Origin of the sequence: Terrimonas alba, assembly GCF_042434975.1 — a bacterium.
GTDB lineage: Bacteria > Bacteroidota > Bacteroidia > Chitinophagales > Chitinophagaceae > Terrimonas_B > Terrimonas_B alba.
This window is the reverse complement of record NZ_JBHMQM010000004.1, coordinates 258,843-274,052: the sequence shown is the minus strand read 5'-3', so window position 1 is coordinate 274,052 and position 15,210 is coordinate 258,843. Positions and strand designations below refer to the sequence as shown.

Below are 15,210 nucleotides of genomic sequence, written 5' to 3'. Positions count from 1 at the left end.
AAGTTATTGCTTCACTACTCTGCGGCTGAAAAGAACCATCAGCCCAACTATAAATATCAATGAGAAAATAAACAATGCATTACCGTATCCACCCAGTGCTGATACCATTACTCCTACAAATAACACTGCACTTGCCGTAAACAGTCTGCCGATATTAAAACAAAAACCAGTAGCTGTAGCCCGTATGGCCACGGGAAATAATTGCGGAATAAAAGCACTCAATACACCCTGGCTGGCGCCAAAAAACAAAGCCAGCACAGCTATCTCAGCATAAATAGCAGGGCTAATTGTATTGTTTGTTTTAAAAAGAATAAAAGATAAAATGGCACAGGCCGAAAAACATAATAGCATTGACCGGTGCAATCCCAGTGCATTGGCTAACCAACCTGAAAGAAAACCACCCGTCAACCCGCCAATGCCCAGCAGCATCATACTCATGCCTCGTTCTTTCTGCGCATCGGCTGCATCTGACAAACTCTGCATCCATGTAGGCAACCATGAAAAGATAGCCCACAAACCAATAAGCATAGTACCGAAGATCATAGCACCTGTCACAAGATTCTTATGATGCGATGATGAAAACAATGCGGAAATAGTCTTATGCTGCTTTGTTTTTTCTGCAGCCTGCTCTTTCCAGTGATGCGATTCTTTAATTAACAGCATACCGATCAATGATAAAGCCAGGGGAATAAGGCCCGCCAAAAAACCTTCACGCCATGAACTAACCACATAGTTAATCAGGCCTGCAGAAAAAATTCCAACCGGAAATGCAATGGATAGTATGCCCGTAAAAACGGCCCTGCTTTTTTTAGGCCATACCTCGCTTAATAAGGTAAAGGCTCCCACAAGAACACCGCCTACACCGAAGCCACTTATAAAACGACACGCTACCACACCCCACCAATGCGGCATTAGTCCTGTCAGGATTGTAAATAATCCGTAGCAGCCTGTCGCAAGCAGCAATGACTTCTTTCTTCCTATTTTATCACTTACAATACCCCATGTAAAACCGCCGAATGCCCAGCCAAATATGAACAAGGCATTAATAAAAGCGCTGATGCGGTTCAGTTCATCGGCGTTTGTATCGCCCAGCAAATCTTTTACGGCAACAGGCAGATAGACACTCATCAATGTAGAAACTGCTCCGCCCATTGCACTCGCAATAAAACATAAAGAAAACAAGATGGCCTGGTATGATACGGAAACCTGTATCTCCTTTTTTGTATTTGTTTGTACGAGAGTAGTATCCATTTTATGTTTTTTACAATTATGCCAATCAGATTGCTTTCATAAAAAAATTCATTACTTAAGTAACTGGTCAAATGTTAAGCTTACATAATACACGGCGCCTACAGACGGAGATCCGAATGCCTGGTAAACTTTGTGATTGAATAAGTTGCTGGCGCCAAGTTTAGCCCCTGTTTTAATTGCAGGAAACATATAGCTGACTGCTGCATCAATAGTAGAAAAAGCGTTGATCCTTCCCGGTCTCAATTCATTAAAAGACCCGACCCAGTCATACGCATTTTGCCAACGCCATGCAAGATTAAAGCCCATCCGCTTTGTTACACTGCTGTTACCAACCGTTACCGTTGTTCTCCAATCTGGTGTGTTGAAAGCAGGAACATTATTGGGATTGGCATCTTTTATGTCAAAAGAAGCCCATGTTGCATTAGCTCCGAGTGTATATCCCTTATTGAACATATAAGTCACACCTGCGGTAGCTCCCTGCGATGATACCTTGTCCGCTGCATTGGTGTACAATTGATATAAAGTCATATTTCCATTGAGCAAGTCCGCAGCAGCGTCAGGATTAATCTTCCCGTCGCTTCCTAAAACAGGACTGTTGGGTTTCATCACTACCTGGTTGATGATAAAGTCAGTATAGCTGCTGAAGTAGAAATTCACATCAATCAATACCCGGTTATTCAATAAAGCTTTGTATCCTACTTCAAATGTTTTAAGCTGTTCGGGTTTTATATAGGCTACGTTTGACTTCACCAGTTTGTCTTTGTGTTGCATGATAGCATCCTGTGGTGATGCGCCACCTGCAACTGCTTGTCCGAAAGCCGGTCCGAATATTCCCATTGAAGCGGCTGTAACTGAATTTTCATACACATTCATTCCTTTGCTGTTGTTGGGAGCTCCGCCAAGAATGGTGATTGGCCCTGCATTCAATTTTATATACTGATCAACAGGTGTTGGGTTTCTGAAACCGGTTTGAAATGATGCACGGAAGTTGTGCACTTTGGCAACGGTATAGACCGCTGAAAAACGGGGAGTAAAATTTCCATCAAAATTTTCATTCTTATCATAGCGGATAGAGGCGGTTAATTTCAATTGCTCATTCAATAATTTTTTTGATACCTGTGTAAAAACGCCATATTCTTTAATCGTGATCTTTTGACTTTTATCGTCAAACAATGTTCCATCGGTAAACATGTTATATTTTCTGAAATTACCTCCTACTAATACATCAATCACCTTAACGGCGCCGGTCAGGTCATACTGCCCTTCTGTATGAAAAAATTTACTGTTGCTAAAAATACCGGCGCCTCCCATTCCTCTTACATGAATTAACCTGTCTTTTTGCTGATTGTATTCGGCAGAACCGGGCAGAAATCTTCCTTCGTCAGCAAATGCTCTTGCAGCAGAATGATTGCCTCCGGCAACACCGCCTATGTTTCCCTGGTAGGCCTCATTGTATCTATTGAACCAAATATTATCTGCCTGCTGTGCACTTACGATATTTCCGTTCAGATCTCTTACCCAGGTGCGATTTATTAACTGACCCAGCGATCTTGCATTATAGGAGTCGTGTGAATTTTCTTCAGCAGTATAAGCCCTTACAAAATAATTGCTGCCTTTTAATTCGAAACGATGATTCTGTAGAGTAAAATTGTTGATAGAAAAACGGTTGCTTCCCGTATAAGCGGCTGTACCCTGGCCAAACTTATATTCATAAATAGCTTCCAGGTTATCAGCAATGCGATAATGAAGCGAACCACTCAGCTTCAGGCTATACACGTCATAATCCATCAGAAAGCGTTCTTCATAACCTGTACGGGAAACCCGGCCAACGCCGGTAATAGTCCGTGCCACTTCATCTCCATAAATATTCAAAGCATTGCGGCCAGGATTATTATCACCACGGTTTGCAACAGGTGTCTGGGCATCCACATCGGTGTAGTTAGTGGCATACCAATCCAAACCTGCGAGATAAGATGCATTTAATTTAAAAGCAAACCGGTTGTTGAATGCTTTTGCATAGCGGATGGCCAGGTCTGACACAAGATGCGGATCGGCAAGCTGCTCACCAATATGATTAACGCCAAATTTTATTTGAGAACTCAACCCCTGGTATTTAAAAGGATCTTTGGTTGTCATCATCAGTACACCATTGAATGCTATAGGGCCATACAAAGCAGAAGCGGCGCCCGGTATCAGTTCTACACTTTCCATATCCAGTTCTGATGCTCCTAACATATTACCAACTGAAAAATTCAAACCCGGCGTTTGATTATCCATTCCATCTATTACTTGCAAAAACCTTGCATTACCGGTGTGGTTAAATCCTCTTGTATTGATCTGGCTATAGGTCAGGCTGCTTGTTACCATTTCGACGGATTTAATATTTCGCAACGCTTCATAAAAATTCAGGGAAGGTGTTTCACGTATGGTTTTATAATTCATTTTCTCGATACTCACAGGAGACTGAAGAATATTTTCCCGCACACGGGATGCAGACACCACTACTTCATTCATTACCCCGGTATATTTTTGAAGCTGAACAGCAATTTGATCAGCGGCATTTGTAACGACGATCTCCTTCTGATCATAACCGATAATTGATACTACCAGCGTTAAAGGAAGCTTTTGATTTAGATTAATCATAAAAATGCCTTTTGCATCTGTATTTGTTCCGGCCAATTTTCCTTTCACCGTTACGGAGGCATTGGCAACCGGTTCGTTGGTTGACTGGTCAGTAACCGTTCCGGAAATCTTCGTTTGCTGGGCAAACAGTTTTGATAGTAAAAGAACAAATGAAAATAGCAGTATAATTTTTTTCATATAATTATTTACTTAAATGGTGAATAGTTATTTTTTTAAATGATCATAACCCTGTGGCAGGCGGGTATACCCATGGTTAACTAATCGTTCGGCCAGCGTATCAAAATAGGCTGAGCTATCCGGCAACGCTGTTGCCAGCCCGTCAACATAGCGATTGTACAAACAAAACAAAGCAGCAATTAATACCGTGTCATGAATTTCTATATCCGTTGCGCCTTCCTGTTTTGCTTTTGCAATGGATTCTTCCGTTACGCTCCTGCCGCTTTCCTGCACTTGTGCGGCAATGGTCAGCAGGGCTTTCATTTTGCTGCTTATGGGTGCCGTGTTGACATCCTGTTTTACTTTTTCTGAAGTTTCTTTTTCACCAAATAAAAGATCAGCAGCAGCAGTATGGGCGGTGGTGCAGAATTTACATTCATTCTTATATGAGACAATAGTGGCTATTAGTTCTCTTTCTCCCCCGGTAAGCGTAGAAGGGCCGCGGAGCAGGTATTGTGTCAATGCACGGATTGGCGCTGCAGAATCCTGCCGGTATTCCAGCAAACCTGTGATGCCGGGTAAATGTTTTTCGAGTTCGATATGGGGCATATAAGAGGTTTAATGATTTTTAAAGAAATACAAAACGGCACGTCCTATTGAGTAAGCTTATATCTCTCTCAGTTATGGACAATGCAGCGGTTATTTTTAAACGGACTGAAAACGGCTGATCCACGCAAATTTTTTACGATAAAATCATTACCCGCTACAAAAGAAAAGAAAGGCGTCCGTAAGGAATTACAACGCCGTTGAATGCTTATATAATGCTAACTAACTCTCTTTATAAATTTTAGGTATGATTAAAAAAAGAGGCGTCCGTAAAGAATTACAACGCCGTTGAATGCTTATATGATTCTAACTAACTCTCTTTATAAATTTTAAGTAAGGTTAAAAAGGAGAGGCGTCCGTAAGGAATTACAACGCCGTTGAATGCTTATATAAAAGTTACTCTGCTCCATCTGTTATTGCCCGTTGAACAGCATAGTTTCCCACGTTTTTCCCAACGGTTAACCCTACTTCACAATCCGCCCGGTAGTGTATGCCTCCATACAATCTTGACATGGCGGCTTCCTGCGCCATTGCTTCGTAAGCTGCTTTTCTTTCAGGTATAATATGACCGAGAATAGTGGCAGCGGCGCCGCTGAACGTAGAGTGCCCGGAAATATAAGAGGGAAAATTAGGCATGCCTGTCAGTGTTTTTATTCTCGGATCAAGTTGAGAAGGTCTTGGATTGAAATAAAACATCTTTGTATCCCAGGTCACTACAGCAGCATCAAACTCTGCCATATTTAATAAGGCCAGGTTTCTTGCCCAGCGTACTTCGCTGAAATTCTTTTTTAGAAAATCAGTTGCCGCAATTTCATTCCAGTGACCGGGAGGAGTAGAAGTAGCTATTCCATCAGCCCAGAAATGAACCTTTGCGATATTTTCCCGTTTCGGGTTATTGGTGTAAGAATAAACTTCCGCCAGTTCTTTCTTCATTTGATCGCTGGATGTAGAGGGCGGAGGACCAGGACGAAGTGAAATACCAGTAAGTGAGTCAAACAACATGCACTTTACTTTTCCAAACATCATCAACATAGGAGGACGTTTTGGCAACTCAAGGCTTTGCCACGGTGTTTCGCCTCTTGCAACGCAATCTGCTTCAAACTGGGCCCAGATAGCGGCATTACCACCGGCAGTACCTGCCCGGTCGCCTCGTGCACGGGCCACAAATTTTTGCGCAACTGATCTGCCCAATGCTTCACCGGCTTCAATATCGCTGCGGACATTGGCCCCGGCAATGATGCGTGACCGTTTATGTTCCTCTGCTTTCTGCTGAATAAACTCCTGTTCGCCGGGAAATAATAATTTCATCAGCTCCACACATACACCGGCTACTACAGCATCCTCGGAGGGATAAGAAGGAAGGTCCGATTTTTGAATTAGTGTTTTCACTGTGCTATCAACTTTGTAAGGAGCCGCCCGGTTGTATAAAGTTTTATAATGCCATGCAGCTACCAGCGCATCATATTGTGCAGCGCTGAAATATGCATAAGCTCTTGCGGCATAGGGCGGGTTGGCAAAAGGGAAATAAGGATAAGCCAGCGGGTTGGCAGCACTGGGTGCAGGATAAGTGCCGTCAGGATTTTGATAGGGCGGCAAATTATATTTTGCCACCAGTTGCCGCATGATCTCGTTCCAGCGGAACACAGCGCCGGCACTCCAATATTTCACCAGGTTCTTTTCCTCATCAGTCAGGTTAGACTGCCATGATTTTATTTCATTGATCTGTGCAACGTAATCGGGTGTGTTGGTAGCCGACGGAGCCACCACCGCAAATTCGGTCGGCCCCGTTAACAGTATCGGTTTCCATGTGCCCGCATTCAGATCATTATTGGAGGGTTGCAATGCAGGCGCATTATCGGTTCTGCCCTCCACGTTTTTATTACAGGCAATAACAATAGTTGTTATCGCAGCCAGTATAATTATTGAACAAAAAAATGATTTATTCATATCAATTCGTTTTTGCGGGTTGACCAGGTGATTTTGCTTTTGTTTTTTTGCTCAGATCAAACACATAAAAGATAGAGCCGTACACGGTAGTTGACTGACCAACATTTCTTCCTGCTATGGTGTACATGCCTCCGGCAACTATTGACAATTGGGGCAGAGGCGGAAGAACATATTTTACATTCACCCCTGCTTGTGTAGCGTCCATGTTATTGCTGGGGAAAGGCATGTTATTGCGGGTAATGTCAAAACCACCCAACGTTTTCCAGCTATTGAGCACCGCTTCGGCTATTAGCCTGTGATTGCGAAAGCCGGCACGAAAATTATAATTGGCGGCGTTGGGCATTTCCACTTCATTGCTGTAATGCATTTCCGTAGTGTAATAAGCATCCCTGTCAATTTTTATGTTATCGCGAAAAACATAGGTTGCGGAAGCGGTAGCAAAAAGATTACTCCACTCGTAATCCGCCATCACTCTTGCCGAAGCTGTTTTACTGCGAAGGCCGATGGACATAGGAAGAAAGTCGGCCACATAATCAGATAAGGGGAAGGAAACACCGGCGATACCAAATAGTGAAAGTTTTCCATCACCTAATTTTTTTTGAAAAGGCCGCCATTTTAAAAACAAACTCAGATCCTGTATGCCATCCATGCCATGCAGGGTTCCTGCTGATGCTTTTGTTTTTACATAGGGTACGCTAAATAGTGCATTTAGTTTTCGGTTGATGCCATAGTTGCCCATTACACTATACATCTGAGTAGAAACTTTACCGATGTTCTCATTTTCTCTTTTTAGTGTTCCCTCCCAATAATCTTTCCAGCTACTATAGCTATACATGGGGCCTACGCAGAAAGCGTTTTTTTCCATCATGATGGCATCGATATCGGTTTGGGCAAATGATTTATGCGAACGAGATGAAATAACAAGCCATAATACCATAGCTGTTATTCTTATCAATAACTTTTTCATCCTGTGTTTTTTAGTAGATTTCGGCAAAAAAATCGATGATGCGAAATCATCATTCGCCTGTATGAATGATGATTTCAGTGTTAATGTCCTACGCTAAAGAGAATTAAGTTGTTTCTCCTGTTAAAACCGAACAGAAAATCCGGCATTGATCAGGTAGTCTGCGAAGGCTGCATCACCTTGTCTTTTGACACCATCATCAATGGTCCTTAATTTATCCGAATAGCTTTGTGTACGATTCCGCTTTATCGCAACTGGTACGGACAAGTAAAAGTTTCCTTTTTTGGTTGCATAAGAAACAGATGGTTCCAAAGATGTAACAACGCCTGGTCTGCGGAATCCACGGTCTCCACCTATGAGATCACTGGAAGGAATGGCTTCTATTCTGATACCACCCGAAAAGTTGAATTGATCTGCCATCAGGTTCAAACCACCCCGAACCATGTATTGATCAGGAACGCTCATGGTACCTGTAAAATATTTAATTGCTGTTGCATTAACGGCTCCGCCACGACCAGTTGAAGTTCCATTCTGTTCACGTGGATTAGCGAGGTAATAAAAGTTACCATACAGGCTTAGCATATGAGAGAAATTTACAAAGCCGTTTAACTCCAGGCTTATACCGGTTCCGCCATCGCCTAATTGAATAGATTGATCAACCTGGCCCAGCACTGCGCTGTCTGCTCCGGTTGAAGAAAGTTTGTGAAAATAATCCTGGTATTCATAATTACCTGTTGGTAATTTGATACCAAGTCCAGCTTGGATGTTGGCATTCGGGGAGTTTACCGGGTTTAACAACCAGCGATAGGCTGCTATCCTTAGGTCACCAATACCGAAAGACTCCGTGTTTCTCCTGGCACCCTGTTTGGCGCTATTGTTATTTCCATAATGTTCATACATGGAAGAACGAACATTAGAGATCAGGGGGACGTTAATTGCTATCGACCAGCGGTTCTTCAGCGCCTTTGTAAAGGTGAAATCCCAATTGAATGAATGGTTGATCACTTCTGTTCCTTTTTCCACTCTTTCCTTTTGTTCTTCTGTACCTACAAAATGTTTATATGATTTGAAATAGCGGGTATTGAAATTAAACTGCCAACCTTGGGATTCGCCCGGTTTGCCTAACGTGCAGGTGTTACCGTTGCTGCGAATGGCTACGCAGCCTTGTGCATTTACTTTTGATTGAATAAAAAGAAGGGCAACTAATGCAATTATATAAAAGCGTTTCATTTGTTTATTTTTTATTTGATTTTGGTCCCGAACTCATTCGGGGAAGAAAACTCGCAAATAATCATTCTCCTGTGGAGAAATAAATTATCATGTATTTATTTTTTCCTGTTTTTTGGTATTCTATAAGAATAGCTTAGGCTGATTGAGTAATCAGCAAAAGCTGCATCGCCCTGTACATGTGTCAGCTGAGTTTTATCGGTAATAACCGAGTTTTGTAAATTTTGTCTCGCTATATCCGCAGCGCTTTGAATACGGTTCCTTACAATGTTGTAGGGCACAAATAAGCTGAAGCTATGCTGCTTTGTAGTATAGGATACGCCAGATTCTATAGCAACTACATAACCGGGACGACGATAAGCTACCTGGCCGCCCAATGCATCATAAGCAGGAATGCCTTCCACTCTTCCGGCCAGCGACAAAGTCAGGTTTCTTGATTTCAATATCGAAGTCATTAAGCCGGCACGTCCGAAATATTGATCCGGGCAAGCATAAACGTTATAACCCGTTAATGTTCCAAGAATATTTCCGTCTTTGTCTTTGACAACGGTTGGCCCAGATTTAAATGTACCATTAGATTCTTTTGGATTAAACAGGTAATAGCCATTAGCAAAAGCATAAATACCTCTGTATACTTGTGTGAAGCCCTGCATTTCTAGTGAAAATCCAAGTCCTCCGTCACCGGGTTGAATGGCCTGGTCCATCATAGTATATCTAAATGTCCCGTTAGTTTGCGGTGCCTGATCTACTTCAGAATGACTTCCGGTTGGTAATTTTATTCCTATACCTACATTTAAGTTGCCTTTATGGGCTTTAACGGGATCAAATAACCAGTAATTAGTTCCAATACGTACATCGCCGAGTCCTTTTGCAAATACACTATAGCGGAATGTATCCTTGACAGGGGCTGTTTGTCTTAAAACCTGTGACCGTTCATTATGTACATATGGTATACTTGCATATACCTGGAGCCGGTTTGTTAACCCATAAGACAAATTAAGATCTACTGCATGAGAATAAATATTAACAGCATTACCACGGTCAATGCCATCGGTCCCCAATCCACCACCAGTGTTTTGCCGGTGCTTTTGTTCTTCTTTACCCACAAAATGTCTCCAGGAATGGAAATAACGATAATTGGCGCCGATTTGGAAATCGCCTTTGGAAAGGTTATATGAATTTGTTGATGAACACAGGGTATTAACACCGCCCATTTGACGGACTGCCACGCAACCTTGTGCTGTTGCTTTTTGCTGAATAAAAAGAGTTGTTATGATTATAACTATATATAAGCGTTTCATAAAAAGTTAGTTGTTGTTGGTAAGTTGATTTTCCTTTTTGAGTTTCAATCGTTGAATAATAAAGTCACCCAGCTTGCGACCCGCAGCATTGCCCTGGTCGTTATCGAAGCGGTAGTGGATACCGCCATACAATCTTGACATAGCTGCTTCCTTTGCCGCTTCACGAAATGAAACAATACGCCTGCTTTCTATTCCAAATTCCAATGACGAGGTGTCGGTAAAAGAAAGCTTATCGCCAAACCAGTCGGTCATTACTTCGGCTGCTGCTGCCGAAATAGTGGCATGACCACTGGTGTAGGAAGGAAATGGAGGAGTCTGTATATAAGGCCGCCATTCTTCATCAAAATATTTATTGATCGCTGTTTCCGGTCTCACATAATTACTCCTGAATTTTTCATCCCAGCAACTAATAAATGCATCAAATAAGGCAATAGATGTTTCAGCATAGGCAGCCACCGTAGTTGCAAAATCAGCTTTTGATTCTTTGGCTGCGATGCCCACTATATTCATCCAGTGGCCAGCGGGTGAAAATTTCTTGGTAGCAAACATGACGTGTCCGCTCACATTTAACTTGAACGGATTGTCATCCCAGAAATCAGCGATGTGTTTTTGCTCTTCCGTCAGGCTATCTCCGATATTTTTTACCTCGTTCAAATATTTCAGGTATTCGCTGTTCTTATCCTTAATATTAAATAATGGCGGGCGGGGAGGCATGAACTGAGAACAAGAATCAAGCGTAAGGCACCGGATTGAATTCCATTTTGGCTCCACCGCCTGTGCATACATAGGCGGTGTTGGAATCCAGCGGCCTTCTTCATCTTTTACTGTATATTTTTCCGCACTTCTTGTTTGAGCATAATTATCTCCTTTGCTCCATTTTAATACAACAGCGACAACAGTATCAGAAAAAGCAATGGTATTTTTCAAAATCTCAGAGGTCATGCCGGCCTTTTTTGCCTTCTCCTTTAGCTCGTCATAATAGCCCATCATACTGCCTTCCGGGAAGGTAACAGCATTGCCTACCTTGCAGAATGAGAATAATGACGCTAATGAAAAGTCTATCTCCTTTCCTGCCTCAGGTTTTGGCATAGCCGGTAAATGTTTTACCTGGCCGGATAAACTTTGAAATTTATTATTACCGGCCGCCATCGTTTCATAGGCAGCTATGTTGGCGTAAGCATAATTTCTTGTGGCGATCATTGGCGGAAAATTATTCTCCAGCACCACATCATTTAGCTTCTTAACTGTTTTAGAATACAACAGCGGATCCTCTGTAAATTTTTTGTAATCGCCTGCCTTTTCTTTACATGACGACAGAACAACGATGGCCAGCAGGGCCACCCCTAAAATATTTTTCACGACGATAATTTGAATGAACATAATCATTCTTCCGGGTAAAACCGGAAGAAATAACCTTAACTAAAAGAGAGAGACTTTTTGCTTTCCGGGGGTTGGCCGGGTGTAGCCTGGCAGATGTTATACAAGAAAGAAGAATTATTAGCGAATTGTTTTCTAATCAGGTTAGAAAAAATATCAATGGTAAAATTTGTCTCCTGGCCATCGTATTCACTCCAGAAATTTTTAGCCAGGTTGGTAGAATTATTTTGCTTTTTGCCGGGCTGGTCCTGGTCGAGACCATTAGCCATTTTAAAAAAGTCATCTCTGGCCTCTTTTATCTTTTGCTTGGAGTCGTTGGGAATACATTTCAATACCAGGAAGCCATTCTCCACTTTACGCTTTACATAGGTGTAATATTTTCCGTCCACTTCCATTTCACCATAATGCCTTTCAAAGTCTGATTGATCATTCTGATAGGGAATATTCAAAGCGACACGAACTTCTACTAATTGAGATTCATCGTAATCGTTATTATCTAACTGGACCTCTAATTGTTTGTCCGCATCTTTGGCTAAAATATTTGTAACAATACGATAGCCATACCAGTTAAAAAAGAGGATAACAATTAGTAATATGGCTGCAAGCTTCTTCAAAACAGTATAGTAGGCTACAATTTAAGACAATTTATGAATTGTAACAGCTGCGTCCGAATTTATTTCACCGTAAAGGTTTTCTTGTCCATCCCAATCCCGGTCAAAGTCAGGGATTTCCATCCGCCGGGTAATACCGATTTTACCTGTGTGATTCCCCTGGGAGTTATTTCCAGCCCACCAAAACCCATCAATACGCTTTGTAAAATGCCACCGGCCCCCGTCGCAAAATACGGGTTGGTACCTCCTTTAGTTTCAGCTATTACTCGGAAGGGAGGGTTTAAATTGGGCAGGTAGGCATCCTTAAACCAATGCCAGGCTTTTTCTTTGTCGCCCAATCTTGCATATAATAGTGTAAAAATTGCCTGGGTCATCGCCGGTGTTCCTTCATTTGGCACTCTTGACTCGTAGTACTCCAGGTCCTTTTTTATTTGGGATGCGGCACTCACTTCTTTTAATGGATAAGCCAACAGGTTAACGTCGGCCTGTTTTATTCCTTCACCATTGTAGGAAGCATGTTCTCTTGTCACGCCGTTATCCATTTTCAAAACAGGAATATTTTTGGCCACATTTATCCAATCAGCATTTGCCTGTAAACCCAAAAGTTTTGCTGCTTCAGTAGCAAATTGCAGGTTGGCCTTAGCCGCTGCATTGGTAAAGGCGTTATTATCGACATTCTCCGCCCATTCGTCCGCTGCTACTACATTTTTGATATCGTAGTGTCCTGGCCCATTTCTTTCTACACGGCTTGCCCAAAAATCAGCCGTAGCGGATAAAATTGGCCATCCTTTTTCCCGCAGCCAGTTTTTGTCTTGAGTAATGCAATAGTAATTCCATGCCGCAATAGCTACACAGGCGGTTATATGGTGTTCAAACGGTCCGCTCAGTGCCCATACCGGCGTTTCTTCCACTCCCGTTTCTGCACTTTCCCAAGGATACATAGCACCTTTATATCCTTTACTAAATGCGTTTCGTTTAGCTGCTTCCAATCTTTGAAACCGGTATTCAACCATACTTTTGGCTATTTCCGGGTGAAGAACCAAAACCGCAGGATACATCCAAAGATCAGTGTCCCAGAATACATGTCCATTGTAACCCAGCCCGCTCAATCCCATAGGCGATGGAGAAAGCGCCGTTCCTTCCCGTGAAAATGAATAAAGATGATAAAGCATGCTGTGTATATCCTGCTGACTCTGCGGATCACCATCAATGATAATGTCGCTTTTCCATAATTCTGTCCAGGCCTTGGTATGAAAATTTATCAGTCGTTCCCTTCCCTCCAGCTTTGCAAATATGGTAGCCCGTTCTGCTTCATTCAACGGATCATCATGATGAGCCGAAGTAATAGATGATCCCGCAATAGTAAAGCGGTAGGTTTCACCTGCTTTGATCTTTTTGCCAAACTTCATCAGGTGCATATTGTTATCCCACATTTCGTGTATCACCCGGGGCTCCTCACCATGCTTCTCACTAAATAAAAAAGTATTACTAGCACACATCAATAATTTGCCGGTGGGGCTTTTAGCAGAGGATGTCAACAGGCTGATTACAACATGGGGCCGGTCTATCTCATTATAATAATTCTGTACTTCTTTCAAGGCATCCGGCGCTTCCATCACACTAGCCCCCGTAATGGCGATATCTTTTTTGGCTACTATAGTTATATCCATCAAAACCGTGTAGGGCAAATGCCGCAATGAATAATAGGTGTAGGAGACTGATGCCTTATCGGCGTAATCAAGCTGTGTTGTAAAGCCGGCTCTTTGCATATCCAGCTCTTGTTTCATATTTGTAGCGTCCTTACCAGCAATTCTTTTTCCATCCACCTCCAGGTACATATTTAACAGGTTAAAACTTTTGAGAAAATTACTTACCCTGCCTCTGCCATACAGGTCGTAGGCTCCTGCCAGCACCACCTCTTTTACTTTAAATGGTTCTGGTGAAGAGACTATCCCGATCATTCCGTTGGCGACCGTAATTCCGTAGTAATTATTGGGATCAATTGTGGCTGCGCTTATCTTCCAGGGATCCTGGGCTTGTGAGCTATAAACAAGTAAAGACAGGCAAAAAGTAAAAAAGGACTTCCACATGGCAAATCTTGTTTTGGTGAAATTATATTCGTGAATTTAGTTTTATTTGCGGATTCATTATTCATCAATAGAAAGTTTCCTGATATGAAAAAATGGTTGATCGGACTTATATCGTTGTTGTTTCTTTTTTCAATCGGCACTTATTTTTTCATTCCTAAAAAAATATCGATAACAAGAACCGTCTATGCCAATGCGAACCAGGCAGGGCTATTCCGATTTTTGAGTGAAGAGAAGAATTGGGAAAGGTGGTGGCCGGGGAAGGCTTCAGATCAAGAAAAAGATTCAGTATTGGAGTTTGGTGGATATAAATTTAAATTAGATAATATCCGTTACAATGCACTAACAATTATAATACAGGCAAATCAACAATTAGATACTTCGATCATACATATGATGCCCATAGGACCTGACAGCAGTAAAATAGTTTGGAATGCCTTATTCAATACGGGCAATAACCCGTTTCTTAAAATTAATCAGTACCTCAAAGCAAAAAAACTGCGTAATGGTTTAGATATGATCCTGGACACATTGCAATCGTTCATCAGCAATAACAAAAATATTTATGGCCTTGATATAAAAAAAGAGCAAGTAGAGATTGAATATGTCGTGTCAACAAAGAAAATTTTTTCTAAGTATCCCGAAACAGAAGCTATCTATGAAATGATCAACAGTATAAAAAAATATATTAGTCAATCGCATGGAATGGAAGAAGGCTATCCGATGGTAAACATCACCTCCCAGGACAGTGCAGGCTACCTGGCACAGGTAGGAGTTCCCGTTGACAGAGAAATACCCCAAAAAGATCAGTTTTTTTTAAAACGATTATTAAAAAACGGGAATATCCTGGTAGCCGAAATGAAGGGTGGCAGGAATGCTTCTGATTCTGCAATGAAGAAAATGGAGTTGTTTGCAGGCGATCACAAACTTTTTAATATTGCATTGCCTTTTCTATCACTTATAACAGACAGGACAAAAGAAAAAGATTCAAGTAAATGGGTGACTAAAATTTATTACCCGGTTAATTAATAAGATTTACA

Annotated in this window: 11 protein-coding genes; 1 reads left to right on the top strand and 10 read right to left on the bottom strand. The window is 41.9% G+C overall.

Annotated elements, in window-relative coordinates; all coding sequences use genetic code 11:
- Positions 1-3: 3 nt before the first annotated feature.
- The 10 genes from ACFEL9_RS13115 to ACFEL9_RS13070 all read right to left on the bottom strand — a co-directional run bounded on the left by ACFEL9_RS13115 (position 4) and on the right by ACFEL9_RS13070 (position 14,173).
- Complete coding sequence (locus ACFEL9_RS13115; protein WP_385890648.1) at positions 4-1,251, bottom strand: MFS transporter; 1,248 nt, start codon at positions 1,249-1,251, stop codon at positions 4-6.
- 51 nt (positions 1,252-1,302) lie between these two features.
- Complete coding sequence (locus tag ACFEL9_RS13110; RefSeq protein ID WP_385890645.1) at positions 1,303-4,071, bottom strand: TonB-dependent receptor; 2,769 nt, start codon at positions 4,069-4,071, stop codon at positions 1,303-1,305.
- Between the two features lie 27 nt (positions 4,072-4,098).
- Positions 4,099-4,659 (bottom strand): carboxymuconolactone decarboxylase family protein, encoded by a 561-nt coding sequence (locus ACFEL9_RS13105; protein ID WP_385890643.1) that lies wholly within the window; start codon positions 4,657-4,659, stop codon positions 4,099-4,101.
- Between the two features lie 393 nt (positions 4,660-5,052).
- Positions 5,053-6,603: a vanadium-dependent haloperoxidase gene (locus ACFEL9_RS13100; RefSeq protein WP_385890641.1), complete on the bottom strand. Its 1,551-nt coding sequence runs from the start codon at positions 6,601-6,603 to the stop codon at positions 5,053-5,055.
- A 1-nt stretch (position 6,604) separates the two neighbouring features.
- Positions 6,605-7,570, bottom strand: a complete 966-nt coding sequence (locus ACFEL9_RS13095) for a transporter family protein (protein ID WP_385890638.1) — start codon at positions 7,568-7,570, stop codon at positions 6,605-6,607.
- A gap of 120 nt (positions 7,571-7,690) precedes the next feature.
- Positions 7,691-8,797, bottom strand: coding sequence for a hypothetical protein (locus ACFEL9_RS13090; RefSeq protein ID WP_385890635.1), 1,107 nt, complete (start codon positions 8,795-8,797; stop codon positions 7,691-7,693).
- 95 nt (positions 8,798-8,892) lie between these two features.
- Positions 8,893-10,095: a hypothetical protein gene (locus tag ACFEL9_RS13085; protein WP_385890634.1), complete on the bottom strand. Its 1,203-nt coding sequence runs from the start codon at positions 10,093-10,095 to the stop codon at positions 8,893-8,895.
- A gap of 6 nt (positions 10,096-10,101) precedes the next feature.
- Positions 10,102-11,454, bottom strand: coding sequence for a vanadium-dependent haloperoxidase (locus tag ACFEL9_RS13080; RefSeq protein ID WP_385890631.1), 1,353 nt, complete (start codon positions 11,452-11,454; stop codon positions 10,102-10,104).
- Positions 11,455-11,510: 56 nt separating this feature from the next.
- On the bottom strand, positions 11,511-12,086 hold the full coding sequence (locus tag ACFEL9_RS13075; protein ID WP_385890629.1) for a hypothetical protein: 576 nt from the start codon (positions 12,084-12,086) through the stop codon (positions 11,511-11,513).
- Positions 12,087-12,145: 59 nt separating this feature from the next.
- Positions 12,146-14,173 carry a kojibiose hydrolase gene (locus ACFEL9_RS13070; protein WP_385890628.1) on the bottom strand — a complete coding sequence of 676 codons (2,028 nt, stop codon included), beginning with the start codon at positions 14,171-14,173 and terminating at the stop codon, positions 12,146-12,148.
- Positions 14,174-14,257: 84 nt separating this feature from the next.
- Here ACFEL9_RS13070 and ACFEL9_RS13065 point away from each other — a divergent pair, with 84 nt between their 5' ends.
- Positions 14,258-15,199, top strand: a complete 942-nt coding sequence (locus ACFEL9_RS13065; RefSeq protein ID WP_385890625.1) for a GyrI-like domain-containing protein — start codon at positions 14,258-14,260, stop codon at positions 15,197-15,199.
- Positions 15,200-15,210 lie beyond the last annotated feature (11 nt).

Excerpts from the sequence above, each read along its gene's own strand:
- ACFEL9_RS13115 (WP_385890648.1), bottom strand. The coding sequence starts at position 1,251 with ATGGATACTACTCTCGTACAAACAAATACAAAAAAGGAGATACAGGTT.
- ACFEL9_RS13110 (WP_385890645.1), bottom strand. The coding sequence starts at position 4,071 with ATGAAAAAAATTATACTGCTATTTTCATTTGTTCTTTTACTATCAAAA.
- ACFEL9_RS13105 (WP_385890643.1), bottom strand. The coding sequence starts at position 4,659 with ATGCCCCATATCGAACTCGAAAAACATTTACCCGGCATCACAGGTTTG.
- ACFEL9_RS13100 (WP_385890641.1), bottom strand. The coding sequence starts at position 6,603 with ATGAATAAATCATTTTTTTGTTCAATAATTATACTGGCTGCGATAACA.
- ACFEL9_RS13095 (WP_385890638.1), bottom strand. The coding sequence starts at position 7,570 with ATGAAAAAGTTATTGATAAGAATAACAGCTATGGTATTATGGCTTGTT.
- ACFEL9_RS13090 (WP_385890635.1), bottom strand. The coding sequence starts at position 8,797 with ATGAAACGCTTTTATATAATTGCATTAGTTGCCCTTCTTTTTATTCAA.
- ACFEL9_RS13085 (WP_385890634.1), bottom strand. The coding sequence starts at position 10,095 with ATGAAACGCTTATATATAGTTATAATCATAACAACTCTTTTTATTCAG.
- ACFEL9_RS13070 (WP_385890628.1), bottom strand. The coding sequence starts at position 14,173 with ATGTGGAAGTCCTTTTTTACTTTTTGCCTGTCTTTACTTGTTTATAGC.
- ACFEL9_RS13065 (WP_385890625.1), top strand. The coding sequence starts at position 14,258 with ATGAAAAAATGGTTGATCGGACTTATATCGTTGTTGTTTCTTTTTTCA.